Origin of the sequence: Streptomyces hokutonensis (assembly GCF_000376565.1) — a bacterium.
Classification (GTDB): domain Bacteria; phylum Actinomycetota; class Actinomycetes; order Streptomycetales; family Streptomycetaceae; genus Streptomyces; species Streptomyces hokutonensis.
In genome coordinates, this window is record NZ_BARG01000014.1 from 261,120 (window position 1) to 279,503 (window position 18,384).

Sequence of the window (18,384 nt, forward strand, 5' to 3'; positions counted from 1 at the left end):
CGGTGGGTGGGTCAGGCGGGCCCGGGTCCCACGACCAGCTCCGCGAGCTCCAGGAAGGCGTTCGTCGTCGCCACCCGCAACTGCTCCAGCTCCCAGCGCGTCGTGCGCAGGGCGTTGTCGAAGGGCACGTCCACGATCCGGTGCGGGCGGATGCCCAACCGCCGGGCGAAGCTCGAGTGCTGGTGCCCCGTGCCGGTCTGGCTGCCGGCGGGCTGCGTGGTCACGAGGATCGCCTCGGTGGCCAAGTGGCCGCGGCCTTGCTCCCGTACCGCGCCGAGCATGCGCGCGGCCCCGTCGAGGAACCAGTCGGCGGTGCCGGAGCACAGGATCAGTTGGTCCGTGTGGTCCAGGACCACGTCGGCGGACGCGTCCAGCCGCTGCGGTGACCAGTCGGTCAGCACGAACGAGTAGTAGCGCGCGGTGTGTTGCAGCGCGCGCGAGTACTCCTGCGCGTGCAAGGGGTTCGGGCCGTAGCGGCCCGAGCGGTGGGCGACCACGTCGAGACCGGACGCGAGCGGTGTGGCCAGCGCGCGCACGGCGTCGTAGGACGGGTCGGGCGGCAGGTCGGCGAGGTCCCGCACGGTGCCCGGGTTGCGGTCGCCGAGGAACTCGTCGAGCGCGCCCTCCGAAGGGGCGCCGTCGAGAGCCAGCACGGGCTCGCCCCGTACCGCCGCCAGCAGCGAGCCCAGCGCGACCGTCGTCGTGGACCGCCCGCTGTAGTGATAGGCGCCGAGCAGGGTCAGCCGCCTGCTGTACGGCAGCGGAACCCGCAGCCGCTCCAAGCGCGCCTCCATCTCCCGGCGGCCCGCGCCGAAGCGGGGCAGCCGCAGCGGGAGCGGGCCGCGGCGGTCCCCGGCCGGCCTGGGCGTGGTGAGCGGAACCCGGGCCGCCGGGCGCGCGCCGGTCCGTACGGCGGCGGCCTGCGAGCCGGGGGTCCGGTGCTGGGCGATGTACCGGGCCAGCAGGTCCGCAATCTCGCTCGCCGTCGGCCGCTGTCGGGGATCGGCGTCTAGGCAGCGCAGCACCAGCTTGCGCAGGGACTCCCAGGTGCCGCCCTGCCACAGGTGCATGCCTTCGGCCAGACCCGCCAGGCGCAACCCGGCCTTGGTGCTGACGAGTTGGAGCAGTCCGCCGAGTGAGCGGATGTTGTCCGCTGCCGTCGGCACCGGGCCGGGGCCCAAGTGACGTCCGTCGACGGCGCAGTCCGAGAGCCCGCCGAGGATCACTGTGCGGCGCAGCACGTAGACGCCGTCGGCGTTGAGGTCCGCGAGCACCAGACCCGAGGCATGGCACAGGGCGAGCGCGCTGGCCAGGTGGTAGGCGACGAGGAGCCCGCGCAGCGTGTCGAAGGGGGCGGTGCCCGACCGGATCGCCTCGTTGACGAAGTCGACGAGCTGCGGCGGCCGGGCGAGCGGTGCCTCGCTGTCCGCGATCAGCGCCATCGCGATCCAGGGCGGGGAGTCCTCGAGCCCGGTGGCGAGCAGCGCGGGTGCGTACGGCCCCTGGATCCGGGTCAGCGCCTCCGCCTCCACCTCCAGCAACCGGGAGTTGGCGGCGGGCAGGTCCGGCCGCGGCACCCGCAGCACGGCCTCCGCGCCGTCCGTGGTGACGGCCCGGTAGAGCACCGTACGGCGGCCTCGGCGGCGTCCGCGCAGTTCGTACGGGCCGAGCCGGACGGGGTCCTCGGGGGTCAACGGCCCCCAGTCGTCCGCCGGCCCGGTGTCGACGAGCCGCTCCTGCAGGGCCAGCGGGGAGGCGCGGTCGAAGGACACCCCGAACCGGGCGAGCAGCCGCCGTTCGACACTCGTGAACGGCTGGTGGGAGGTGGGCAGTTGGGCCGTGCCGTCCGGGTGGGCCAGCCAGGCGGGGAAGTCCGGGGAGTTTCCGGCGAGTTCACTGAGGCGGTGGCCGATCAGCCGTCCGGTGCGCAGGAGTTCGGCCTGCGGCACGGCGTCCAGCAGCACCGCCTTGGACTCCTCCGAGAAGTCGAACACGCGGTGCTTGGCGGGCAGCGGACCCGGCACGGGTGCCGGGTGCGGCTGTACCAGACCGCCGAGGAACACCTCCGCCAGGTGCGAGGGCCGTGCGGCCAGCACCTCCCGCTGCACCAGCCGCATCACCGGCACTGACAGCGGAGACACCGCCGCGAGATGGGCTGCGAGCCGGTACGCCTCCGGAGTGGCCGCGTCCCTGAAGTGCTGGGCGCTGCCCACATTGCGCGCGGCGCCGACGGCACCCTGCCCGCCGGGGCGGGTCAGCAGCGGCAGCTCCGCGGAGGTGCCGGGGGACGCGAGCAGATGCGCCCAGGCGCGCAGCGACACCGCTGTGGGCTCCAGCACCGGCACCGGTACGCCGTCGAACGCGCCAAGACCCGGCGGCAGTACCGGGTCGGAGATCTCCCAGGAGGTGTTGGCGCCACCGATCCGCCGGGTGGTGATCTGCCAGTGCTCGGCGGCGATGCCCGACGCCTCCCACATCTCCGGCGGCAGGGTGTGCAGCACCGCGACCGGTCCGTGCGCCGCCCGCCCGGCGAGCAGGGCGTGCATCGAGCCGGCTCGCCAGGCGGCGCCCATGCCGTCGCTGACGACGAGGAGGAGGGTGCGGCCCGAGGGGTCGTTGACGGTGCTCAGCGGCAGTTCGGGGCTGTCGGGCCGGAACGGGCCCGCGTGCAGGCGCGGCCGGCGTCCGCGCGTGTCGAGGCCGAGGACCCGGGTGGAGGCGAACGCGCCCAGGCGTTCCAGCAGAACCCTCAGCTCGGCGCCGAGCCGGTGCCACAGCAGCATGGACAGGCCGTCGTCGACGAGCAGCACCAGATGCAGCCAGCGCTCCCGCACCGGGCGCTGCACCACGTCCGGCAACCCGGTCTCGGCGAACTGGGTGGCGGTGCGCTCCTCGTCGATCTCCAGGCGGTGCCGGCTGTCCAGACGGCGCCTGAGCGGCCGTAGCGCCCGGCTGACGGCCAGTTCCTCGGTGAGCGCCTTGCCCTCGGGCACCCGGACCGGCATGGCCCTGCGAGGTTCCGGGCCGGTCCGCCCGGAGCGCGGCCGCGGGGCCGGGGTCTGGCGGGCGGCCGCGTACAGGGTCGGCGGGATGAGGTCCGGCAGGTCCGGGTCGTCGGGGTCGGGCGGCGGCTGCTCGGCGGGGCGGTCCGGCTCGGGGGCGGGCGGCGGGGCGGGGCGCCGGTCGGCGGACGGTTCGGGGCGCAGCGGCGCGTCCTCGCCCACCGGCAGCCGGGCAGCCAGCCACAGCACGTCGAGGATCTGGTCGGCGTCCAGGTCGTGGCCGCAGGCCGCCAGAACCCGCAGCGCCTCGCCGAACCGCTCCTCGCCGCCCGCCACGGTCACATCGCCCCGGTCAACTGGTGCAGTACGGCGTCGAGCAGCCCCTCCGCGTTCAGGTCGACGCCGCCGGTGCGCAGGAACACCGCGTTCAGCAGTTGGTCGGTGGCGAGTTCGCCCGGGGCGCGGCGGCGCAGGAACGCGTCGATCAGGTCGTCCGCCGCGCGCAACGCCTCCGCGCCCAGATGCGCCTCGACGATGGCCCGCAGCCGCTCCTTGTCCGGCACCGGCAACTGGAGCCGGATGCAGCGGCGCAGGAACGCGGGCGGGAAGTCCCGCTCGCCGTTGCTGGTGATGACGACGACGGGGAAATCGGGGCACTTAACGAGCCCTTGGTGCACCTGGGCGGTGCCCCCGTGGTCGTAGGTCTGCACCTCGACGTCGGCCATGTCCTCCGGGAGCCGGGTCAGCTCCGGGATGTCGAAGACACCACGCTCGAAGACGGTGAGCAGGTCGTTGGGCAGGTCGACGTCGCCCTTGTCCATCTCGTCAATGAGCAGACAGCGCGGGGTGTCCGACGGCACCAGCGCGGTGCCTAGCGGGCCGAGCCGGACGAACGTGCCGATGGACGGCTCCCGTTCACCGGCGTCCCGGCTGAGCGTGGTCTCGCGCAGCCTGCCGATCGCGTCGTACTGGTACAGGGCGTCCTTGACGGTGGAGCGGCTGTTGACCGGCCATTCCAGCAGCTCGCCCAGCTGCAGCTCGTGCGCGATCGCGTGGGCCAGCGACGACTTGCCGGTGCCGGCCGGACCGGTGACCAGCAGCGGACGGCGCAGATGCAGCGCGGCGTTGACGACGTCCGCGTGCTGCCGCTCGATGAGATACGGCAGTTCGGGGCGCAGCGCCGGCACGGGTGTGAAGCGGCGCCACGGCGGGGCGGACGGCAGCGCGACGGCCCTGGGGACGCCGTCGCCGCGGAAGAGGCGCCAGTCCGCCTCGGGGGCCGATGTCATGCGCTCTCCTGTGGTTCGGTCAGTTGGAGTCGGGGCACGGTGCGGTCGGCGTCGGCCCAGGCGAGGACCGGACGGCCGGGGAACTCGGGCCGGTTGGCGAAGGCGTCCGCGCGGTAGCTGCGTACCCCGTCTGGCAGTTCCCGGGTGGCGAGCTCCGCCATGTGCTGGACGGCGTGCGACCGCCCGTCCGCACTGCGGTCCCACACCACCACGGGTATGCCCAGGACGAGACACGTCTGCACGATCCGGTCCCGCGCCGGACCCGGGCTCACGTCCACGGAGACGCGGACCGTGTCGAGTTGGTTGAGCAGAGTCGGGTAGAGCGAGTCCGGGTCGGTGGACTCGTCGACCAGGAACGTCCGCCCCGAGTCGATCCGGCTCCACCGGGTGCGCCAGTGGGGCAGGAACCGTCCGTGCCGGCGCAGGAGTTCGGGGCAGTGCACGACCAGCGGGAACTCCACGCCGAGCACACCGGGCACCAGTTCGCCCGGTACCCGGGCCTTCCACTCGTCGACCGGCAGATCGAGGCTCTTGCGGTCCACGAGCACCTCGACCAGCGGCGGCCGGGCGTCCTTGGCGTCGGAGGTGAGGGAGGTGACGACCCGCAGCACCTCCCTGGCCGCCTCCGGCGACGAGTACGATCCGACGCTCTCGGCCGACACCCGGCGGGGCCCGGAGCCCTCGTCGCACCAGATGCCCAGCCGGTGGCGGCCGCGCTCGGCCCGGGTCACCTCCACCAGGACCCGCCCGCGCGTGGCCCGGTCCCGCACCGAGCGGGCCCACACCTTGGCGTCCCAGCGCCGCTCGTCCAGGGCGGCCTGTGCGACACCCAGCCGCGAGGTCACCCCGTTCGCCCACAGGCGCAGCTCCGACTGCTGGGGCTCCACACAGAGCGCGGCGACGTACTCCATGACCCGCAGCAGCGCCGGCACCCTGGCCTCCCCGCCGGCGGAACGGCCGTCGCCGGGGTGTGCCTCCAACTGGTCGAGCAGCGCGTCGAGATCCTCGCCGTCCGGGAAGACCGCGAGATGCGGCAGCGCGGCCCGCACCGCCTCGGCCAGCCGCCCGAGCACGGCGGGGTCCAACAGCCGCAGCCGCTCGCGCAGTTCGACGTACTCCTGCGGGGACAGCAGCTTGGCGGAGCGGACCAGACCGGCTGCGGCCAGGACCCGCCGGGAGGCGCCGCCGGGTTCGCGGCGCAGCACCGCGGCGAGCGCGGCCAGGGCCCGCGGATGCGCGAGCAGGAAGGAGGCGAACTCCTCGGGTGTGGGCGGTGTGACGTCGCTGCCGTACCGGACACCGCACGCGCGGGCCAGCCGACGGCCGAACTCGACACGCGTGTTCCCCGAAGGCAGCAGGTCCGCGACGAGGTCCGCCAGTATCCCGAACGCCGGGTCCTCCGGGTCGACGGGCTTGGGCGACAGCGCGTCCAGGAAGCCCAGCGCGCGCAGTTCGGCCTCGACGCGCTGCCAGGGGATGGCCCAGCTACGGCGGGTCATGTCCTGGGGGCTGTACGGCAGTTGGGCCCCGGAGTCAGGGTCCCGGCCCGGCAGGAAGGCCGCGGCCACCAGCCCGACCACGGCACGGTGGTACGGGGACCACAGGGGGCCGCCGCTGTAGCCGGGGCCCACGGCCATGCCGGTGGGCGATCCGTCTACGTAGCCGAAGGGGCCGACGAGCAGGGTCACGGTGAGGTCGGCGAACGTGGCCTCGTTCCCGCTGCCGTGCCATGCCTGCACCTTCTGGTCCGGCGACATCGCGGTCCGGCGCGGTGGTGCGGGCAGTTCACCGGCGGTCGCCTGGAGCCGCAGCACCGCCAGGTCGCCGAGCCAGGTGACGTCTCCCTTGAGTACCCGCCCGCCGTCCTCGGACCGCGGTGGGATCCAGTGCTCGACGTGCGCGAAGTACTGACGGGCGCCGAGCATCCCGTGCAGTTCCACGACGATCACCGACCGCTCCGGTTCACGGGGGTCGAACAGGGGCCTCCCCAGCGCGTCGTTGACGACATGGGCGCAGGTGAGCACGGTGTCGGCGCCGACCACCAGGCCCGCCCCCGCGACCAGTCCGTCGTCCTTACGCCGCACGGTCACGACATGGCGGGCGGGATCGTCGTCCGGTGCCGTCCCGGCCATCAGGAACCAGCCCATGGCTCACCCCGTGCCCGGAGTCGCCGTGCCTCCGTCGGCCCGGGGCGGCTGCCACGTCGCGGTGACCGTGAGATGCGCCTGCCCGCCACCGCTCACGATCCCGAACTTCAGGTCGTGCCCGACCTGCACGCCGAACGTCACACTCATCTCGCTCGGCGGCTCCGCCACGGCGTTGACGGTGCCGTGCACCTCCTGGAGCAGTACGCCGAGCGGGGCCAGGGCACTGCGCAGGGCACCGGTCGCGAAGTCGGCGACGCCCCGCCGCCCGGCGGCCACGGGCACCGCCGTCCCCATTCCCTCGGGGAGATCGTCGTCCCGCCCGGAGGCCGCACCGGGTGGCGCGGGAGAGAGCAGGAACCGTACGGGCGTACCGTCGTCGAACTCTGACTGCATCGCGGTGACCACGCCAACATTGTGGACCAACCCGCTTCATTGGACAGCGAGTTCACAGCTCCTGATCGTCGCCTTCGGTCACTTCGCCGTCACAAATCTGCAAGCGCACTGTCCCGGTTTGCGACGAAACATGATCGTTCCTCTTTCCGTCACTACCGTCGCAGGCAGTACGGGGCAGTACAGGGTGGCGCGATTCGGGGGTTTCGTGATGAGCAACTGGAACGGCTTCGGGGCGGAGCGCGGGCCGAGCGAGGAGAGAGGGCAGGCGCCCTGGTCGGTGTGGTCGACGGCGGAGACCCAGACCTCGCTCACCCCGCCGGCGTGGGTGTCGCCGCCGGCCCCTGTCCCGGCCCCGGTTTCCACTCCCGCCCCCGCTCCCGACCATCGGGTCCGGCGGGTGGTCCTCGCGGTCGTCGCCGCGGTGGTGCTGGGCGCGGGTGCGGGTGGCGGCTTCTGGTACCTCACGCACGAGCGCGTCACCCATGACCGCGTGGACACGAGCACGAGCGCGAGCGCTGGTGCGGGCAGGGGTACGGGGACGAGCGCGGGCGCGAGTGGCGGCGCGACCGGGCCCGGATCGTCCTACCGCACCGCCCAGGACCCCACCGGCTACACCGTTGAGATCCCTCGTGGCTGGACCCGCGCCCAACGGCAGGGCGCCAAGGCCCCGGTGATCTCCTACGACTCCCCGGACGGCACCCGCCGCCTGCAGATCTTCCGGATCACCGAGAACTCTCCGGCCGTGTCGCTCGATCTCGCCGAGAACGACCCCGGCTACGGCTTCACCGGCCAGCCGGGCTACCGGGTCCTCGACCGCGCCTCCGGCCCCACCTGGGCCGAACTCACCTACCGCTACGACGACCAGGACAAGGGCGCCCGCCGGGTGATCGACCACCGCTTCGAGGCGGTGGACGGCTCGCTCTACGCGATCCGGTCCAGTGGCCCCGAGTCCGTCGATCCCGCGCTGGTCCGCGCCCCGCTCACCGCCGCGATCGGTTCCTTCTGTCCGGCGGGCGCGAACTGCTGACCGGCGGGGGCGACTTGCCGACCCGCTGCCCCTACTCCAGCCCCCGCTTCCCCGGCGCCCAGAACGGCTTGGTGAGCACGGACCTCCGGTCCCAGCCCAACTCCCGTACGAGCACCTGCCGTACGGCCTGCACGGTCCTGGCCTCCCCGGCGACGTAGGCGATCCCGCCCGGCTCGGGGGCGAGGTCCTGCACCGCGTCCGGGAGTGAAGTCCCGCCCCTGGTCAGCCAGTTGAGGTGGTCGGAGTGGGCCAGCGGCAGCCGGTCCGTGTCCGACTCCGTTTCTACGGCACCGGAGATCCGCGCCCCCTCGGGCAGCGCGGCCAGCATCGCGCCGAAGGCGACGGAGGCCGTCTCCTCGCCGACGAAGACGTGGTGGGTGGCGTCGGGCCGGAGGGTGAAGGTGCCCTCGGGCTTCCGCAGCCGCACCTGCTCACCGACGCCGACGCTCTTCCCCCAACGGGCCCCGGGTCCCCCCTCGGAGTGGTCCAGCACGCACAACTCGACGGCGCCGGACGGGTCGTAGCGCCACACCGAGTACGTACGAAGGGTCAGGCCGGCGACCAGGACGCGTACCTGCTGGCCGGGGCGGACGTCGAGGCCGGCGAGGGTGTCGCCCTCGACGCGCAGGCGGCGCATCCGGGCGGTGAACGGTTCGGCGGCGGTGAGGGTGGCTCGGAGGGTCAGCAGGTCGAGGACGGGGTTCAGGAGGGCGGTGGGCACGGGGGCTCCTCAACTGGGCGGTGCGTGAGGGGAGTTGATGATCGGATGCGACGCGATATTACGCGTTTCTCGCCGGACGCGATAGTACGTGTGGTGGTGCGGTCGCGGTAGCCGACGATCACAACTGCCGTCGCCGCGAGGACGATCAGGGCCACCGTGCGCAGTGCCGGGCCCATGCCGTGGGCGAGGTCGGGGTGGGCGGCCAGGATCGTACCGGTGACCGCGACGCCCAGGGCCGCGCCGAGTTCGCGGGCCGAGGTGCCCAGGCCGGAGCCGAGGCCCGTCCGGTGCGGCGGCAGCGAGGTGACGACGCCGACCGTGAGCGCGGGCATCGACAGGCCGGTGCCCGCCGAGATCACCAGCAGCCAGCAGGCGTACGTCCAGTAGGGCGTGCCCGCGTCGGCGGTGGACGCGCCGAGCAGACCGAGGCCGATGAGGGCGAGACCCGTGCCGATGACGGGACGCGGGCGGTGCGACCAGCGGACGGCGAGCTTCGGGACGAGGGCCATGCCGATCGTCAACGGCACGATCGCGACACCGGTGACGGCGGCGCCGTAGCCCTTGATGCCTTGCAGGTACTGGGAGTTGACGTAGAAGAGGGAGAACAGGCCGAAGAAGCCGGTGGCCGTGCCGAGGGTGGCCGCGCGGAGGGTGGGGGAGGTGAAGACGCGCGGGTCGAGGAGCGGGGTGCGGGAGCGGAGGGCGTGGAGGGTGAAGGCCGTTGTGAGGGCGGCGCCTGTCGTGAAGGCCGTGAGGATGCGGGGTGAGGTCCAGCCGTAGGTCGGGCCCTCGATGATGCCGAAGAGGACCGCGACCAGGCCGGTGGTCAGGAGGAGTGTGCCGGTGGGGTCGAGGTTGCTGTGCGCGGCGCGTTCCGTGCGGGGTGTGGTGAGGACGACCGCGAGGGCCAGCAGGGCGGCCAGTGGGACCATCGCCCCGAACAGGGCGCGCCAGGACAGGAATTGACCGACCAGGCCGCCGCCGAGGTTCCCGGCGAGACCGCCGAGGCCGAGCGCGAGCGTCCAACTGCCCATCGCGCGGGCCCGGTTCTCCGGGGCGGAGAGGTGGACGAGGATCGACATCGTCGCCGGGGTGATCAGCGCCGCGCCCGCGCCGGACAGCCCGCGGCCCGCGATCAGTGTCGCCGGGTTCTGGGCGAACGCGCTGGTGGCGGCGCCCGCCGCGAACAGGGCGAGCCCGGCGAGCAGCGCGCCCTTGCGGCCGTGCCGGTCGCCGAGCGCGCCGGCCGGGATGAGGAGCCCGGCGAACACGATGACGTACGCGTCGACGGTCCACAGGAGTTCGGTGTGGGAGGGGTGCAGGGCGGACGAACTCAGCTGCGGGATAAGGAGGTTGATGGCGGCGACCATGCTCTGCGCGACCAGCACACAGGCGCAGAGGGTGAGGAGGGTGGACCGTTTCAGGGCGGGCGCGGGCATGGCGGACATGGCTCCTCCGGGGAGCGTCGGTGTGGTGGGGGATGCCCTGTCACCGTAGGCTCGGCACTGACCTGCTATCCAGTGCAACCTTTGCAAGGGGCGAATGCGTGTGACGCAATCCGTGAGCTCCGGTGGCCCGGGGAGCCTGGACCTCAATCTGCTGGTCGCGCTGGACGTGCTGCTCGAGGAGCAGAGCGTGCAGGGCGCGGCCCGGCGGCTGCATCTCTCCGAACCCGCGATGAGCCGCACCCTGGGCCGCATTCGCAAGGCGCTCGGCGATCCCGTGCTGGTCAGGGCCGGGCGCCGGATGGTGCCGACCCCACACGCGCTGGCCGTGCGGGCCGAGGTGAGCGCGGTGGTGGAGCGGGCGCGGGCGCTGTTCGCGCCGGGCCGGGGCGCCGACCTCAGGACCGTCAGCCGGACGCTCACGATCATCGGACACGACGCGCTCGCCGCCCTCTACGGCGCCCGGCTGCTCGCGCGGGCCGCCGAGGAGGCGCCGGGCATCCGGATCCGCTTCCTCGCCGAGAGCCATGTGGACGCGCCCGTCCTGCGGCAGGGGACCGCGGACCTGGAGGTCGGGGTCGTGGACGCGACGTCGCCCGAGGTGCACCACGAACTCATCTACGAGGACCGGATGGTCGGCGTCGTCCGGGCCGGACACCCGCTGCTGGAGGGGGAGTTGACGCCCGAGCGGTTCGCGGGGGTGGCCGACCACCTGATCGTCTCGCGGCGCGGCAAGCTGCACGGTCCCGTCGACGAGCGGCTCGCCGAACTCGGCCTGGAACGCCGGGTGGTGGGCACCGTCGGCACCTTCCCGGCCTCACTGTTCGTGCTGCGCGACACCGACCTGATCGGTCTGATCAGCTACTGGACCGTTCCGCTGGCGGCCTCCCTGGGCCTGGTCACCTTCGACGTGCCGCTGCGACTCCCCGTCCTGAAGCTGGGGTTGGCCTGGCATCCACGGCATGACGCCGACCCGGCGCACGCGTGGTTGCGGGCCTGCGTAAGGGAGTTGCTGGGGGAGGTGGGTCAGCGGGCGCCGGCCAGCCGCTTCTCGAACCAGTGGGACGCGTAGACATGGTCGACGTAGGCCGGGATCTCCGTGTAGCCGCACGCCCGGTACATCGCCTGCGCCTCCGTGAGCGTCGCGTGCGTGTCGAGTCGTACAACGGCGAAGTCGTGGGCCGCGGCGGCGAGTTCGAGTTCGGTGAGGATGCGGCGGGCGAGGCCCAGGCGGCGGGCGTCGGGGTGGACCCAGACGTGCCGGATCTCGCCGACTCCGGGCTCCAGGGTCCGTAGCGCCCCGCACGCGACCGGCCGTCCCTCCTCGTACGCGACGAAGAACGCGCCCGCCTCCCCGGTGACCTCCTCCGGCCGTACGAGATCGGTCTTGTCGAAGCCCTCGGGGAAGCGGGCGTCGATGTCGGCGGCGTAGGCGTCGAGGCAGGCGCGGGCGTCCTCGGCGGCGCCGTCGACCGGGGCGACCGTGATGGCGGCCAGCCGGAGCAGGCGCTGGGTGGTCGCCAACGCGTGGGTGAGTTCGGTGCGTTGGGGTGCGGTGAGGGTGGTGAGGAGACCGGTGGCGAGCGCGTCGGCGCGGCGGTGCTGCTCCTCGACCTCGGCCCGTCCGGCGGCCGTCAGCTCGATCAGGCGCAGCCGGGTGTCGTGCGGGGGCACGGTCAGCCGGACCAGGCCCTGCGCCTCCAGGGCCTTCGCCATCCGGCTCAGATAGCCCGCGTCCAGGGCGAGCCGGGCGCGCAGCTCCCGCAGTGAGGCGCCGTCGCCGATCTCGAAGAGCAGCCGGGCCTCGCCGAGCGGGCGGTCCTGGCCGAGGTAGTGGTCGTCGAGGGCGCCGATGCGGCGGGTGAAGTAGCGGTTGAAGCGGCGGAGGGCGGCGATGTCCTCCGGTCGTACCGGCGCGGATTCCGTTACTGGCTCCATATTTCTTTGACTTTAGTCAAAGGAGTCGTCGGAGTCCATGGTGGTGCGGCTTTTGTGCCCCTGTTCAGTGATCCGGACCACTTTCGGCCAGGGATCGCGCATGCATACGGACGGTCCGGGCAGGCGCTCGCAGTCCCCGAGAGTGACAGTTAGGTGACGCTCGGGCGCTGAACAGGAACGGAAGGCAATACCGATCATGGCCGACACGACGGAACAGCACGCGGGGAAGACCATTCACGCGGGCGGCGAGTGGCTGGAAGCGGTCTCCGGCGCCACCCGCGAGATCATCGACCCCGCGGACGCGCTGCCGTTCGCCGTGGTCGCGGAGGGCGACGAGAAGGACACCGACATAGCCGTCGCCGCCGCCCGCGCCGCCTTCGACGGGGGCGAGGCGGGCGGTGGTGCGGGGGTTCGCGGTGAGGGCGCCTGGCCGCGCACCCCCGTCGCCGAGCGCGCCGCCCTGCTGCGCCGCGTCGCCGACCTGCTGGTGCGCGACCGCGAACGGCTCGGCCTGCTGGAGAGCCGGGACGCGGGCAAGACCGTCGAGGAGGGCCGGGTCGACATCGACTGTGTCGCCGACGCCTTCCGCTACTTCGCCGACCTCGTCGCGGCCGAGGCCCCCGGCCGGGTCGTCGACGCGGGCACGCCCGACGTCCACAGCGTCGTCGTGCACGAGCCCGTCGGCGTGTGCGCGCTGATCACCCCCTGGAACTACCCTCTCCTCCAGGCGAGTTGGAAGATCGCGCCGGCCCTCGCGGCCGGCAACACCTTCGTCGTCAAGCCCAGCGAGATCACCCCGCTGACGACGATCGCCCTCATCGACCTGCTCGTCGAGGCCGGACTGCCCGCCGGTGTCGCCAACATCGTCACGGGCCCCGGCCACACGGTCGGCGCACGCCTCGCCGAACACCCCGACGTCGACCTCGTCTCCTTCACCGGCGGCCTCGTCAGCGGCACGAAGGTCGCCCAGGCCGCCGCCGTGACCGTCAAGAAGGTCGCCCTCGAACTCGGCGGCAAGAACCCCAACGTCGTCTTCGCCGACGCCTGCGCCACCGAGGGGGGCTTCGACACCGCCGTCGACCAGGCCCTCAACGCCGCCTTCATCCACAGTGGCCAGGTCTGCTCGGCCGGCTCCCGGCTCATCGTCGAGGAGACCGTCCGCGAACGCTTCGTCGCCGAACTCGCCCGCCGCGCCGCGAAGATCCGCCTCGGCCGCGGCACCGAGGACGGCGTCGAGTGCGGCCCGCTCGTCTCCGAACAGCAGCGCGCCAGGACCGAGTCGTACGTCGCCGGTGCCCTCGCCGAGGGCGCGGTGCTGCGCTCCGGCGGCCGGCGCCCCGAGCCCTCTGCCGAACGCCCCGCCACCGGCTACTTCTACGAGCCGACCGTTCTCGACCAGTGCCACCGCGAGATGACCGTCGTACGCGAGGAGGTCTTCGGACCGGTCCTCACCGTCGAGACCTTCCGCACCGAGGACGAGGCCGTCGCGCTCGCCAACGACACCGACTACGGCCTCGCGGGCGCCGTCTGGACCACCGACGCGGGCCGCGCCCGCCGCGTCGCCGGACGGCTCCGGCACGGCACCGTCTGGATCAACGACTTCCACCCCTACCTCCCCCAGGCGGAGTGGGGCGGCTTCGGAAAGAGCGGCGTGGGCCGGGAGCTGGGCCCCGCCGGCCTCGCCGAGTACCGCGAGGCAAAGCACGTCTACCAGAACTTGGCGCCGGGGCCGGTGCGCTGGTTCGCCGGCTGACGCCGGAATCTGCAGCCCACCTAAGGGGCGCGGGACTGTGCCGATATGCGGCTCCGCCGCGTGGGCGCGACCAGCCACAACGCACCCGCACCCGACGAGACCACCCTTACCCGGAGTTGCTCCATGCCTGAGACCCCCCACGTATACGACTACGTCGTCATCGGCGGCGGAACAGCCGGCTCCGTCATCGCCTCCCGCCTCACCGAGAACCCCGACGTCACCGTCGCCGTCATCGAGGGCGGCCCCAGCGACGTCGGCCGCGATGACGTACTGACCCTGCGCCGCTGGATGGGCCTCCTCGGCGGCGAACTGGACTACGACTACCCCACCACCGAGCAGCCGCGAGGCAACTCCCACATCCGGCACAGCCGTGCCCGCGTCCTCGGCGGCTGCTCCTCGCACAACACCCTCATCGCCTTCAAGCCGCTGCCGTCCGACTGGGACGAGTGGGAGGCGGCCGGCGCCAAGGGCTGGGGCGCGATCTCGATGGAGGCGTACTACGCCCGCCTCCTCAACAACATCGTCCCGGTCGACGAGAAGGACCGGAACGCCATCGCCCGCGACTTCGTCGACGCGGCGCAGCAGGCGCTGGACGTCCCGCGCGTCGAGGGCTTCAACAAGGCCCCCTTCACGGACGGCGTCGGCTTCTTCGACCTCGCCTACCACCCCGAGAACAACAAGCGGTCCAGCGCGTCCGTGGCCTATCTGCACCCGGTGATGGACGAGCGCCCCAACCTGACCCTTTTCCTCGAGACCTGGGCCCACCGGCTGGAGCTGAACGGCACCCGCGCCGAGGGCGTGCACGTCCGCACCAAGGACGGCGAGGAACTTCTCGTACGCGCCCGCCGCGAGGTCGTCCTCTGCGCCGGGGCCGTCGACTCCCCGCGCCTGCTCCTGCACTCGGGCATCGGCCCCCGCAAGGACCTCGAAGCGCTCGGCATCCCGGTCGCCGTCGACCTCCCGGGCGTCGGCGAGAACCTCCTCGACCACCCCGAGTCGGTGATCGTCTGGGAGACGAACGGGCCGATCCCGGAGAACTCCGCGATGGACTCCGACGCGGGCCTGTTCGTCCGCCGCGACCCGGGGCGCCCGGGCCCGGACCTGATGTTCCACTTCTACCAGGTCCCCTTCACCGACAACCCCGAGCGCCTCGGCTACGAACGCCCCGAGTTCGGCGTCTCCATGACCCCGAACATCCCCAAGCCGAAGAGCCGGGGGCGCCTCTACCTGACCAGCGCCGACCCTGCCGTCAAACCCGCCCTGGACTTCCGCTACTTCACCGACGAGGACGACTACGACGCCCGCACCCTCGTCGACGGCATCCGCATCGCCCGTGAGGTCGCCCGCACCGAGCCCCTCGCGGGCTGGCTCAAGCGGGAAGTGGCCCCCGGCCCGGAGATCCTGGGCGACGCCGAGCTGAGCGAGTACGCCCGCAAGGTCGCGCACACCGTCTACCACCCGGCCGGCACCTGTCGCATGGGCGCCGAGGCCGACGAACTGGCCGTGGTGGACCCGGAGTTGAGGGTCCGCGGCCTGGACGGCATCCGTATCGCCGACGCCTCCGTCTTCCCGACCATGCCCGCCGTGAACCCGATGATCGGGGTGCTCATGGTCGGCGAACGGGCCGTCGACCTGATCGGGGGCGGTGCGTGATGAGTACCTCAACTGCCGCGAACAGTCCCGTCTTCTCCGTGGAGGGCCTGTGGAAGGTCTTCGGCCCGAAGGCCGACCACATCCCCGCCGACCCCGAACTCGCCGCCCTCGGCACCGCCGAACTCCGCACCCGCACCGGCTGCACCGCCGCCGTCCGTGACGTCTCCTTCGACGTGCGCAAGGGCGAGGTCTTCGTGGTGATGGGCCTGTCCGGCTCCGGCAAGTCCACCCTGGTCCGCTGCCTCACCCGCCTCATCGAACCGACCGCGGGCTCGATCGCCATCGACGGCGAGGACGTCCGCGCCATGGACAGGTCCCGGCTGCGCGAACTCCGCCGCCACCGCGCCGCGATGGTCTTCCAGCACTTCGGCCTCCTCCCGCACCGCACGGTCCTCGACAACGTCGCCTACGGCCTGGAGATCCAGGGCATCGGCAAGGCCGAGCGCCGCCGCCGGGCCGCCGAGGTCGTCACCAAGGTCGGCCTGGAGGGCATGGAGCAGCGGCGCCCCGCCCAGCTCTCCGGCGGCCAGCGCCAACGCGTGGGCCTGGCCCGGGCGTTGGCGGTCGACCCCCAAGTCCTCCTCTTCGACGAGCCGTTCAGCGCGCTCGACCCGCTGATCCGGCGTGACATGCAGGAGGAGGTCGTCCGGCTGCACCACGAGGAGGGCCGCACGATGGTCTTCATCACCCACGACCTGAACGAGGCGCTGAAACTCGGCGACCGCATCGCCCTGATGCGCGACGGCCGGATCGTCCAGCTCGGCACCCCCGAGGAGATCGTCGGTTCCCCGGCCGACGACTACGTCCGCGAGTTCGTACGGGACGTACCGCGCGCGGACGTCATGACGGTCCGTACGGCGATGCGGCCCGGGGACTGCGGGGGAGCGGAGCACCCCGGTGCGCTCGCGGCCGACGCGGTCGTCGCCGAGGCGATCAAGGTCGTGTCCCGCAGCGGCCGTCCCGCCTGTGTCGTGGAGAACGGCCGCTGTCTGGGCGTGGTCGACCAGGCGCGACTGCTGGACGTCGTGGCAGGGGCGGAGCTCGCCGGCATCGGCAAGGAGGCGGTCTGATGGCCACGGTCACCGCATCCGTCCCGCGCCTCGCCCTCCCCGGAATCCTCCGGCACCGGGCCGCACACAAGCTGCTGCTGCTCGCGCTCGCCGCGGCCGTCCTCGTACCGCTCGCCGACGCCCACTGGTCCAGCGGCAGTTGGCCGGGCGCCCTCACCGTCGACCTGTCCGGTCCGCTGGGCCGGGCCAACGACTGGATCATCGACAACCGCGACAGCTCCCCGCTGTTCCTCTACTTCTTCGGCTACATCAGCAACGCCGTCGTCCTCTCCGTACGCGCCGTCTACCTGGTGCTGCTCGCCGCGGGCTGGGCGGGCGTCACCGCGTTCGGCGCGCTCGTCGCCTGGCGGGTCGCGGGCGTCCGGCTCGCGGTCGGGACCGGTGTCGCCTTCCTCGTCTGCGGGCTGCTCGGTATGTGGGTGCCGACCATGCAGACGCTCGCGCTCATGGTGGTCGCGGTGCTCACCTCGGTCGTCGTGGGCTTGCTGCTCGGCCTGGCCGGCGGCCTCTCCGAGCGCACGGACCGCGCGCTGCGCCCGGTCCTGGACACCATGCAGGTGCTCCCGGCCTTCGCCTACCTCCTCCCCGTCGTCCTCGTCTTCGGCATCGGCGTCCCCGCCGCCGTCCTCGCCACCGTCGTCTACGCCGCCCCGCCCATGGCCCGCCTCACCGCGCTCGGCCTGCGCAACGCCGACCCGGAGGTCCTGGAGGCCGTCGAGTCCCTGGGCGCCACCGGACGCCAACGCCTGTTGACCGCGCGGCTGCCGCTGGCCCGCAAACAGCTCCTCCTCGGCCTCAACCAGACGATCATGATGGCCCTCTCCATGGCCGTCATCGCCTCCGTGATCGGCGCCGGAGGCCTCGGCGACCGCGTCTACCAGGCCCTCGCCTCCGTGGACGTGGGCGCGGCCCTGGCCGCCGGCATCCCGATCGTGCTGCTGGCCGTCGTACTCGACCGGGTCACGGCGGCGGCGGGCGAGCAGACCGACGAACCCACGGCTTCGGACCCGCGCCGGTGGCTGTACGCACTCGGCGCCACCGTGGCCGTGGCGGTGGCCGTCCGGCTCGCCGGCGCCCTCGACTGGCCCTCCGGCTGGACCCTGGACATCGCCGAACCGGTGAACCGCGTCGTCGACTGGATGACCGCCCACCTCTACTCCGGCGTCCCCTACCTCGGCGGCACCGCCGACTGGGCCGGCCACTTCACCACCTGGGTCCTGGACCCCGTACGCGACGGCCTGCAATGGCTGCCCTGGTGGTCGGTGCTGCTGATCGTCGCCGCCCTCGCCTGGGTGATCGGCACCTGGCGCACCGCGCTCACGGCCGTCCTCGCCATGGCCGCGATCGGTGTGCTCGGCGTGTGGAAGCCGTCGCTCGACACGCTGTCGCAGGTGCTGGCCGCCGTGGCCGTCACCCTCGTCCTCGGCTTCGCGACCGGCATCGCCGCCGCCCGCAGCGACCGCTTCGAACGGGCCCTGCGCCCCGTCCTCGACGTCTGCCAGACGATGCCGCAGTTCGTGTACCTGATCCCGGTCGTCGCCCTCTTCGGCGTGGGCCGCGCCCCCGCCGTCGCGGCGGCCGTCGTCTACGCGCTGCCCGCCGTCGTCCGCATCACCACCCAGGGTCTGCGCCAGGTCGACCCGGCCGCCCTGGAGTCGGCCCGCTCGCTCGGCGCGACCGGCGCCCAGCAGCTGCGGCAGATCCAACTCCCGCTAGCCCGCCCGGCGTTGCTCCTCGCCGTCAACCAGGGTGTCGTCCTCGTCCTCGCCGTCGTCATCATCGGCGGCCTGGTCGGCGGCGGCGCGCTCGGCTACGACGCCGTGTTCGGCCTGGCCCAGGGCGACCTGGCGACCGGCCTGGTCGCGGGCGCCGCGATCGTCTGCCTCGGCCTGATGCTCGACCGCGTGACCCAGCCGACCGAACGCCGCACCAGGAAGGGAGCCTGA

13 protein-coding genes are annotated in these 18,384 nt (G+C 73.0%); 6 read left to right on the plus strand and 7 right to left on the minus strand.

Annotation, left to right across the window (positions count from 1 at the left end):
- Nucleotides 1–11: 11 nt before the first annotated feature.
- From SSP08S_RS58120 to SSP08S_RS06820, 4 genes are read right to left on the minus strand one after another with little or no spacing between them, the layout of a single operon-like run.
- On the minus strand, nucleotides 12–3,344 hold the full coding sequence (locus tag SSP08S_RS58120) for an SAV_2336 N-terminal domain-related protein (RefSeq protein ID WP_051105858.1): 3,333 nt from the start codon (nucleotides 3,342–3,344) through the stop codon (nucleotides 12–14).
- Nucleotides 3,341–4,291: an AAA family ATPase gene (locus SSP08S_RS06810; RefSeq protein WP_019066824.1), complete on the minus strand. Its 951-nt coding sequence runs from the start codon at nucleotides 4,289–4,291 to the stop codon at nucleotides 3,341–3,343. The genes SSP08S_RS58120 and SSP08S_RS06810 overlap by 4 nt, the downstream gene beginning before the upstream one ends.
- A complete protein-coding gene (locus SSP08S_RS06815; RefSeq protein WP_019066825.1) occupies nucleotides 4,288–6,438 on the minus strand; it encodes a VMAP-C domain-containing protein in 2,151 nt (716 codons plus the stop codon). Before SSP08S_RS06815 ends, SSP08S_RS06810 begins: the two co-directional genes overlap by 4 nt.
- A 3-nt stretch (nucleotides 6,439–6,441) precedes the next feature.
- Complete coding sequence (locus SSP08S_RS06820) at nucleotides 6,442–6,843, minus strand: CU044_2847 family protein (RefSeq protein WP_019066826.1); 402 nt, start codon at nucleotides 6,841–6,843, stop codon at nucleotides 6,442–6,444.
- Nucleotides 6,844–7,039: 196 nt separating this feature from the next.
- Between SSP08S_RS06820 and SSP08S_RS06825 the strand changes: the two genes are divergently transcribed.
- The gene (locus SSP08S_RS06825; RefSeq protein ID WP_019066827.1) at nucleotides 7,040–7,858 is read left to right on the plus strand and encodes a serine/threonine kinase C-terminal domain-containing protein; all 819 of its coding nucleotides are present in this window, start codon (nucleotides 7,040–7,042) and stop codon (nucleotides 7,856–7,858) included.
- Between the two features lie 31 nt (nucleotides 7,859–7,889).
- Here SSP08S_RS06825 and SSP08S_RS06830 read toward each other — a convergent pair whose 3' ends face one another.
- Nucleotides 7,890–8,579 carry a siderophore-interacting protein gene (locus SSP08S_RS06830; protein WP_019066828.1) on the minus strand — a complete coding sequence of 230 codons (690 nt, stop codon included), beginning with the start codon at nucleotides 8,577–8,579 and terminating at the stop codon, nucleotides 7,890–7,892.
- Complete coding sequence (locus SSP08S_RS06835) at nucleotides 8,561–10,018, minus strand: MFS transporter (protein WP_051105861.1); 1,458 nt, start codon at nucleotides 10,016–10,018, stop codon at nucleotides 8,561–8,563. The genes SSP08S_RS06830 and SSP08S_RS06835 overlap by 19 nt, the downstream gene beginning before the upstream one ends.
- Nucleotides 10,019–10,121: 103 nt before the next feature.
- Here SSP08S_RS06835 and SSP08S_RS06840 point away from each other — a divergent pair, with 103 nt between their 5' ends.
- A complete protein-coding gene (locus SSP08S_RS06840; RefSeq protein WP_019066830.1) occupies nucleotides 10,122–11,096 on the plus strand; it encodes a LysR family transcriptional regulator in 975 nt (324 codons plus the stop codon).
- Here SSP08S_RS06840 and SSP08S_RS06845 read toward each other — a convergent pair.
- The gene (locus tag SSP08S_RS06845) at nucleotides 11,051–11,962 is read right to left on the minus strand and encodes a bifunctional helix-turn-helix transcriptional regulator/GNAT family N-acetyltransferase (RefSeq protein ID WP_019066831.1); all 912 of its coding nucleotides are present in this window, start codon (nucleotides 11,960–11,962) and stop codon (nucleotides 11,051–11,053) included. The genes SSP08S_RS06840 and SSP08S_RS06845 overlap by 46 nt on opposite strands.
- A 196-nt stretch (nucleotides 11,963–12,158) precedes the next feature.
- Between SSP08S_RS06845 and SSP08S_RS06850 the strand changes: the two genes are divergently transcribed.
- The 4 genes from SSP08S_RS06850 (at nucleotide 12,159) to SSP08S_RS06865 (ending at nucleotide 18,384) form a co-directional block, all read left to right on the plus strand.
- The gene (locus tag SSP08S_RS06850) at nucleotides 12,159–13,715 is read left to right on the plus strand and encodes an aldehyde dehydrogenase family protein (protein WP_019066832.1); all 1,557 of its coding nucleotides are present in this window, start codon (nucleotides 12,159–12,161) and stop codon (nucleotides 13,713–13,715) included.
- Between the two features lie 123 nt (nucleotides 13,716–13,838).
- Nucleotides 13,839–15,368 carry a GMC family oxidoreductase gene (locus SSP08S_RS06855; protein WP_019066833.1) on the plus strand — a complete coding sequence of 510 codons (1,530 nt, stop codon included), beginning with the start codon at nucleotides 13,839–13,841 and terminating at the stop codon, nucleotides 15,366–15,368.
- Nucleotides 15,368–16,438 carry a quaternary amine ABC transporter ATP-binding protein gene (locus SSP08S_RS06860; RefSeq protein WP_026178247.1) on the plus strand — a complete coding sequence of 357 codons (1,071 nt, stop codon included), beginning with the start codon at nucleotides 15,368–15,370 and terminating at the stop codon, nucleotides 16,436–16,438. Before SSP08S_RS06855 ends, SSP08S_RS06860 begins: the two co-directional genes overlap by 1 nt.
- On the plus strand, nucleotides 16,438–18,384 hold the full coding sequence (locus tag SSP08S_RS06865; RefSeq protein ID WP_019066835.1) for an ABC transporter permease: 1,947 nt from the start codon (nucleotides 16,438–16,440) through the stop codon (nucleotides 18,382–18,384). The genes SSP08S_RS06860 and SSP08S_RS06865 overlap by 1 nt, the downstream gene beginning before the upstream one ends.

Bases quoted from the DNA above. Each gene is read 5' to 3' on its own strand.
- SSP08S_RS06810 (WP_019066824.1), bottom strand. From the start codon at position 4,291: ATGACATCGGCCCCCGAGGCGGACTGGCGCCTCTTCCGCGGCGACGGC.
- SSP08S_RS06815 (WP_019066825.1), bottom strand. From the start codon at position 6,438: ATGGGCTGGTTCCTGATGGCCGGGACGGCACCGGACGACGATCCCGCC.
- SSP08S_RS06825 (WP_019066827.1), top strand. From the start codon at position 7,040: ATGAGCAACTGGAACGGCTTCGGGGCGGAGCGCGGGCCGAGCGAGGAG.
- SSP08S_RS06835 (WP_051105861.1), bottom strand. From the start codon at position 10,018: ATGCCCGCGCCCGCCCTGAAACGGTCCACCCTCCTCACCCTCTGCGCC.
- SSP08S_RS06840 (WP_019066830.1), top strand. From the start codon at position 10,122: ATGCGTGTGACGCAATCCGTGAGCTCCGGTGGCCCGGGGAGCCTGGAC.
- SSP08S_RS06845 (WP_019066831.1), bottom strand. From the start codon at position 11,962: ATGGAGCCAGTAACGGAATCCGCGCCGGTACGACCGGAGGACATCGCC.
- SSP08S_RS06850 (WP_019066832.1), top strand. From the start codon at position 12,159: ATGGCCGACACGACGGAACAGCACGCGGGGAAGACCATTCACGCGGGC.
- SSP08S_RS06855 (WP_019066833.1), top strand. From the start codon at position 13,839: ATGCCTGAGACCCCCCACGTATACGACTACGTCGTCATCGGCGGCGGA.
- SSP08S_RS06860 (WP_026178247.1), top strand. From the start codon at position 15,368: ATGAGTACCTCAACTGCCGCGAACAGTCCCGTCTTCTCCGTGGAGGGC.
- SSP08S_RS06865 (WP_019066835.1), top strand. From the start codon at position 16,438: ATGGCCACGGTCACCGCATCCGTCCCGCGCCTCGCCCTCCCCGGAATC.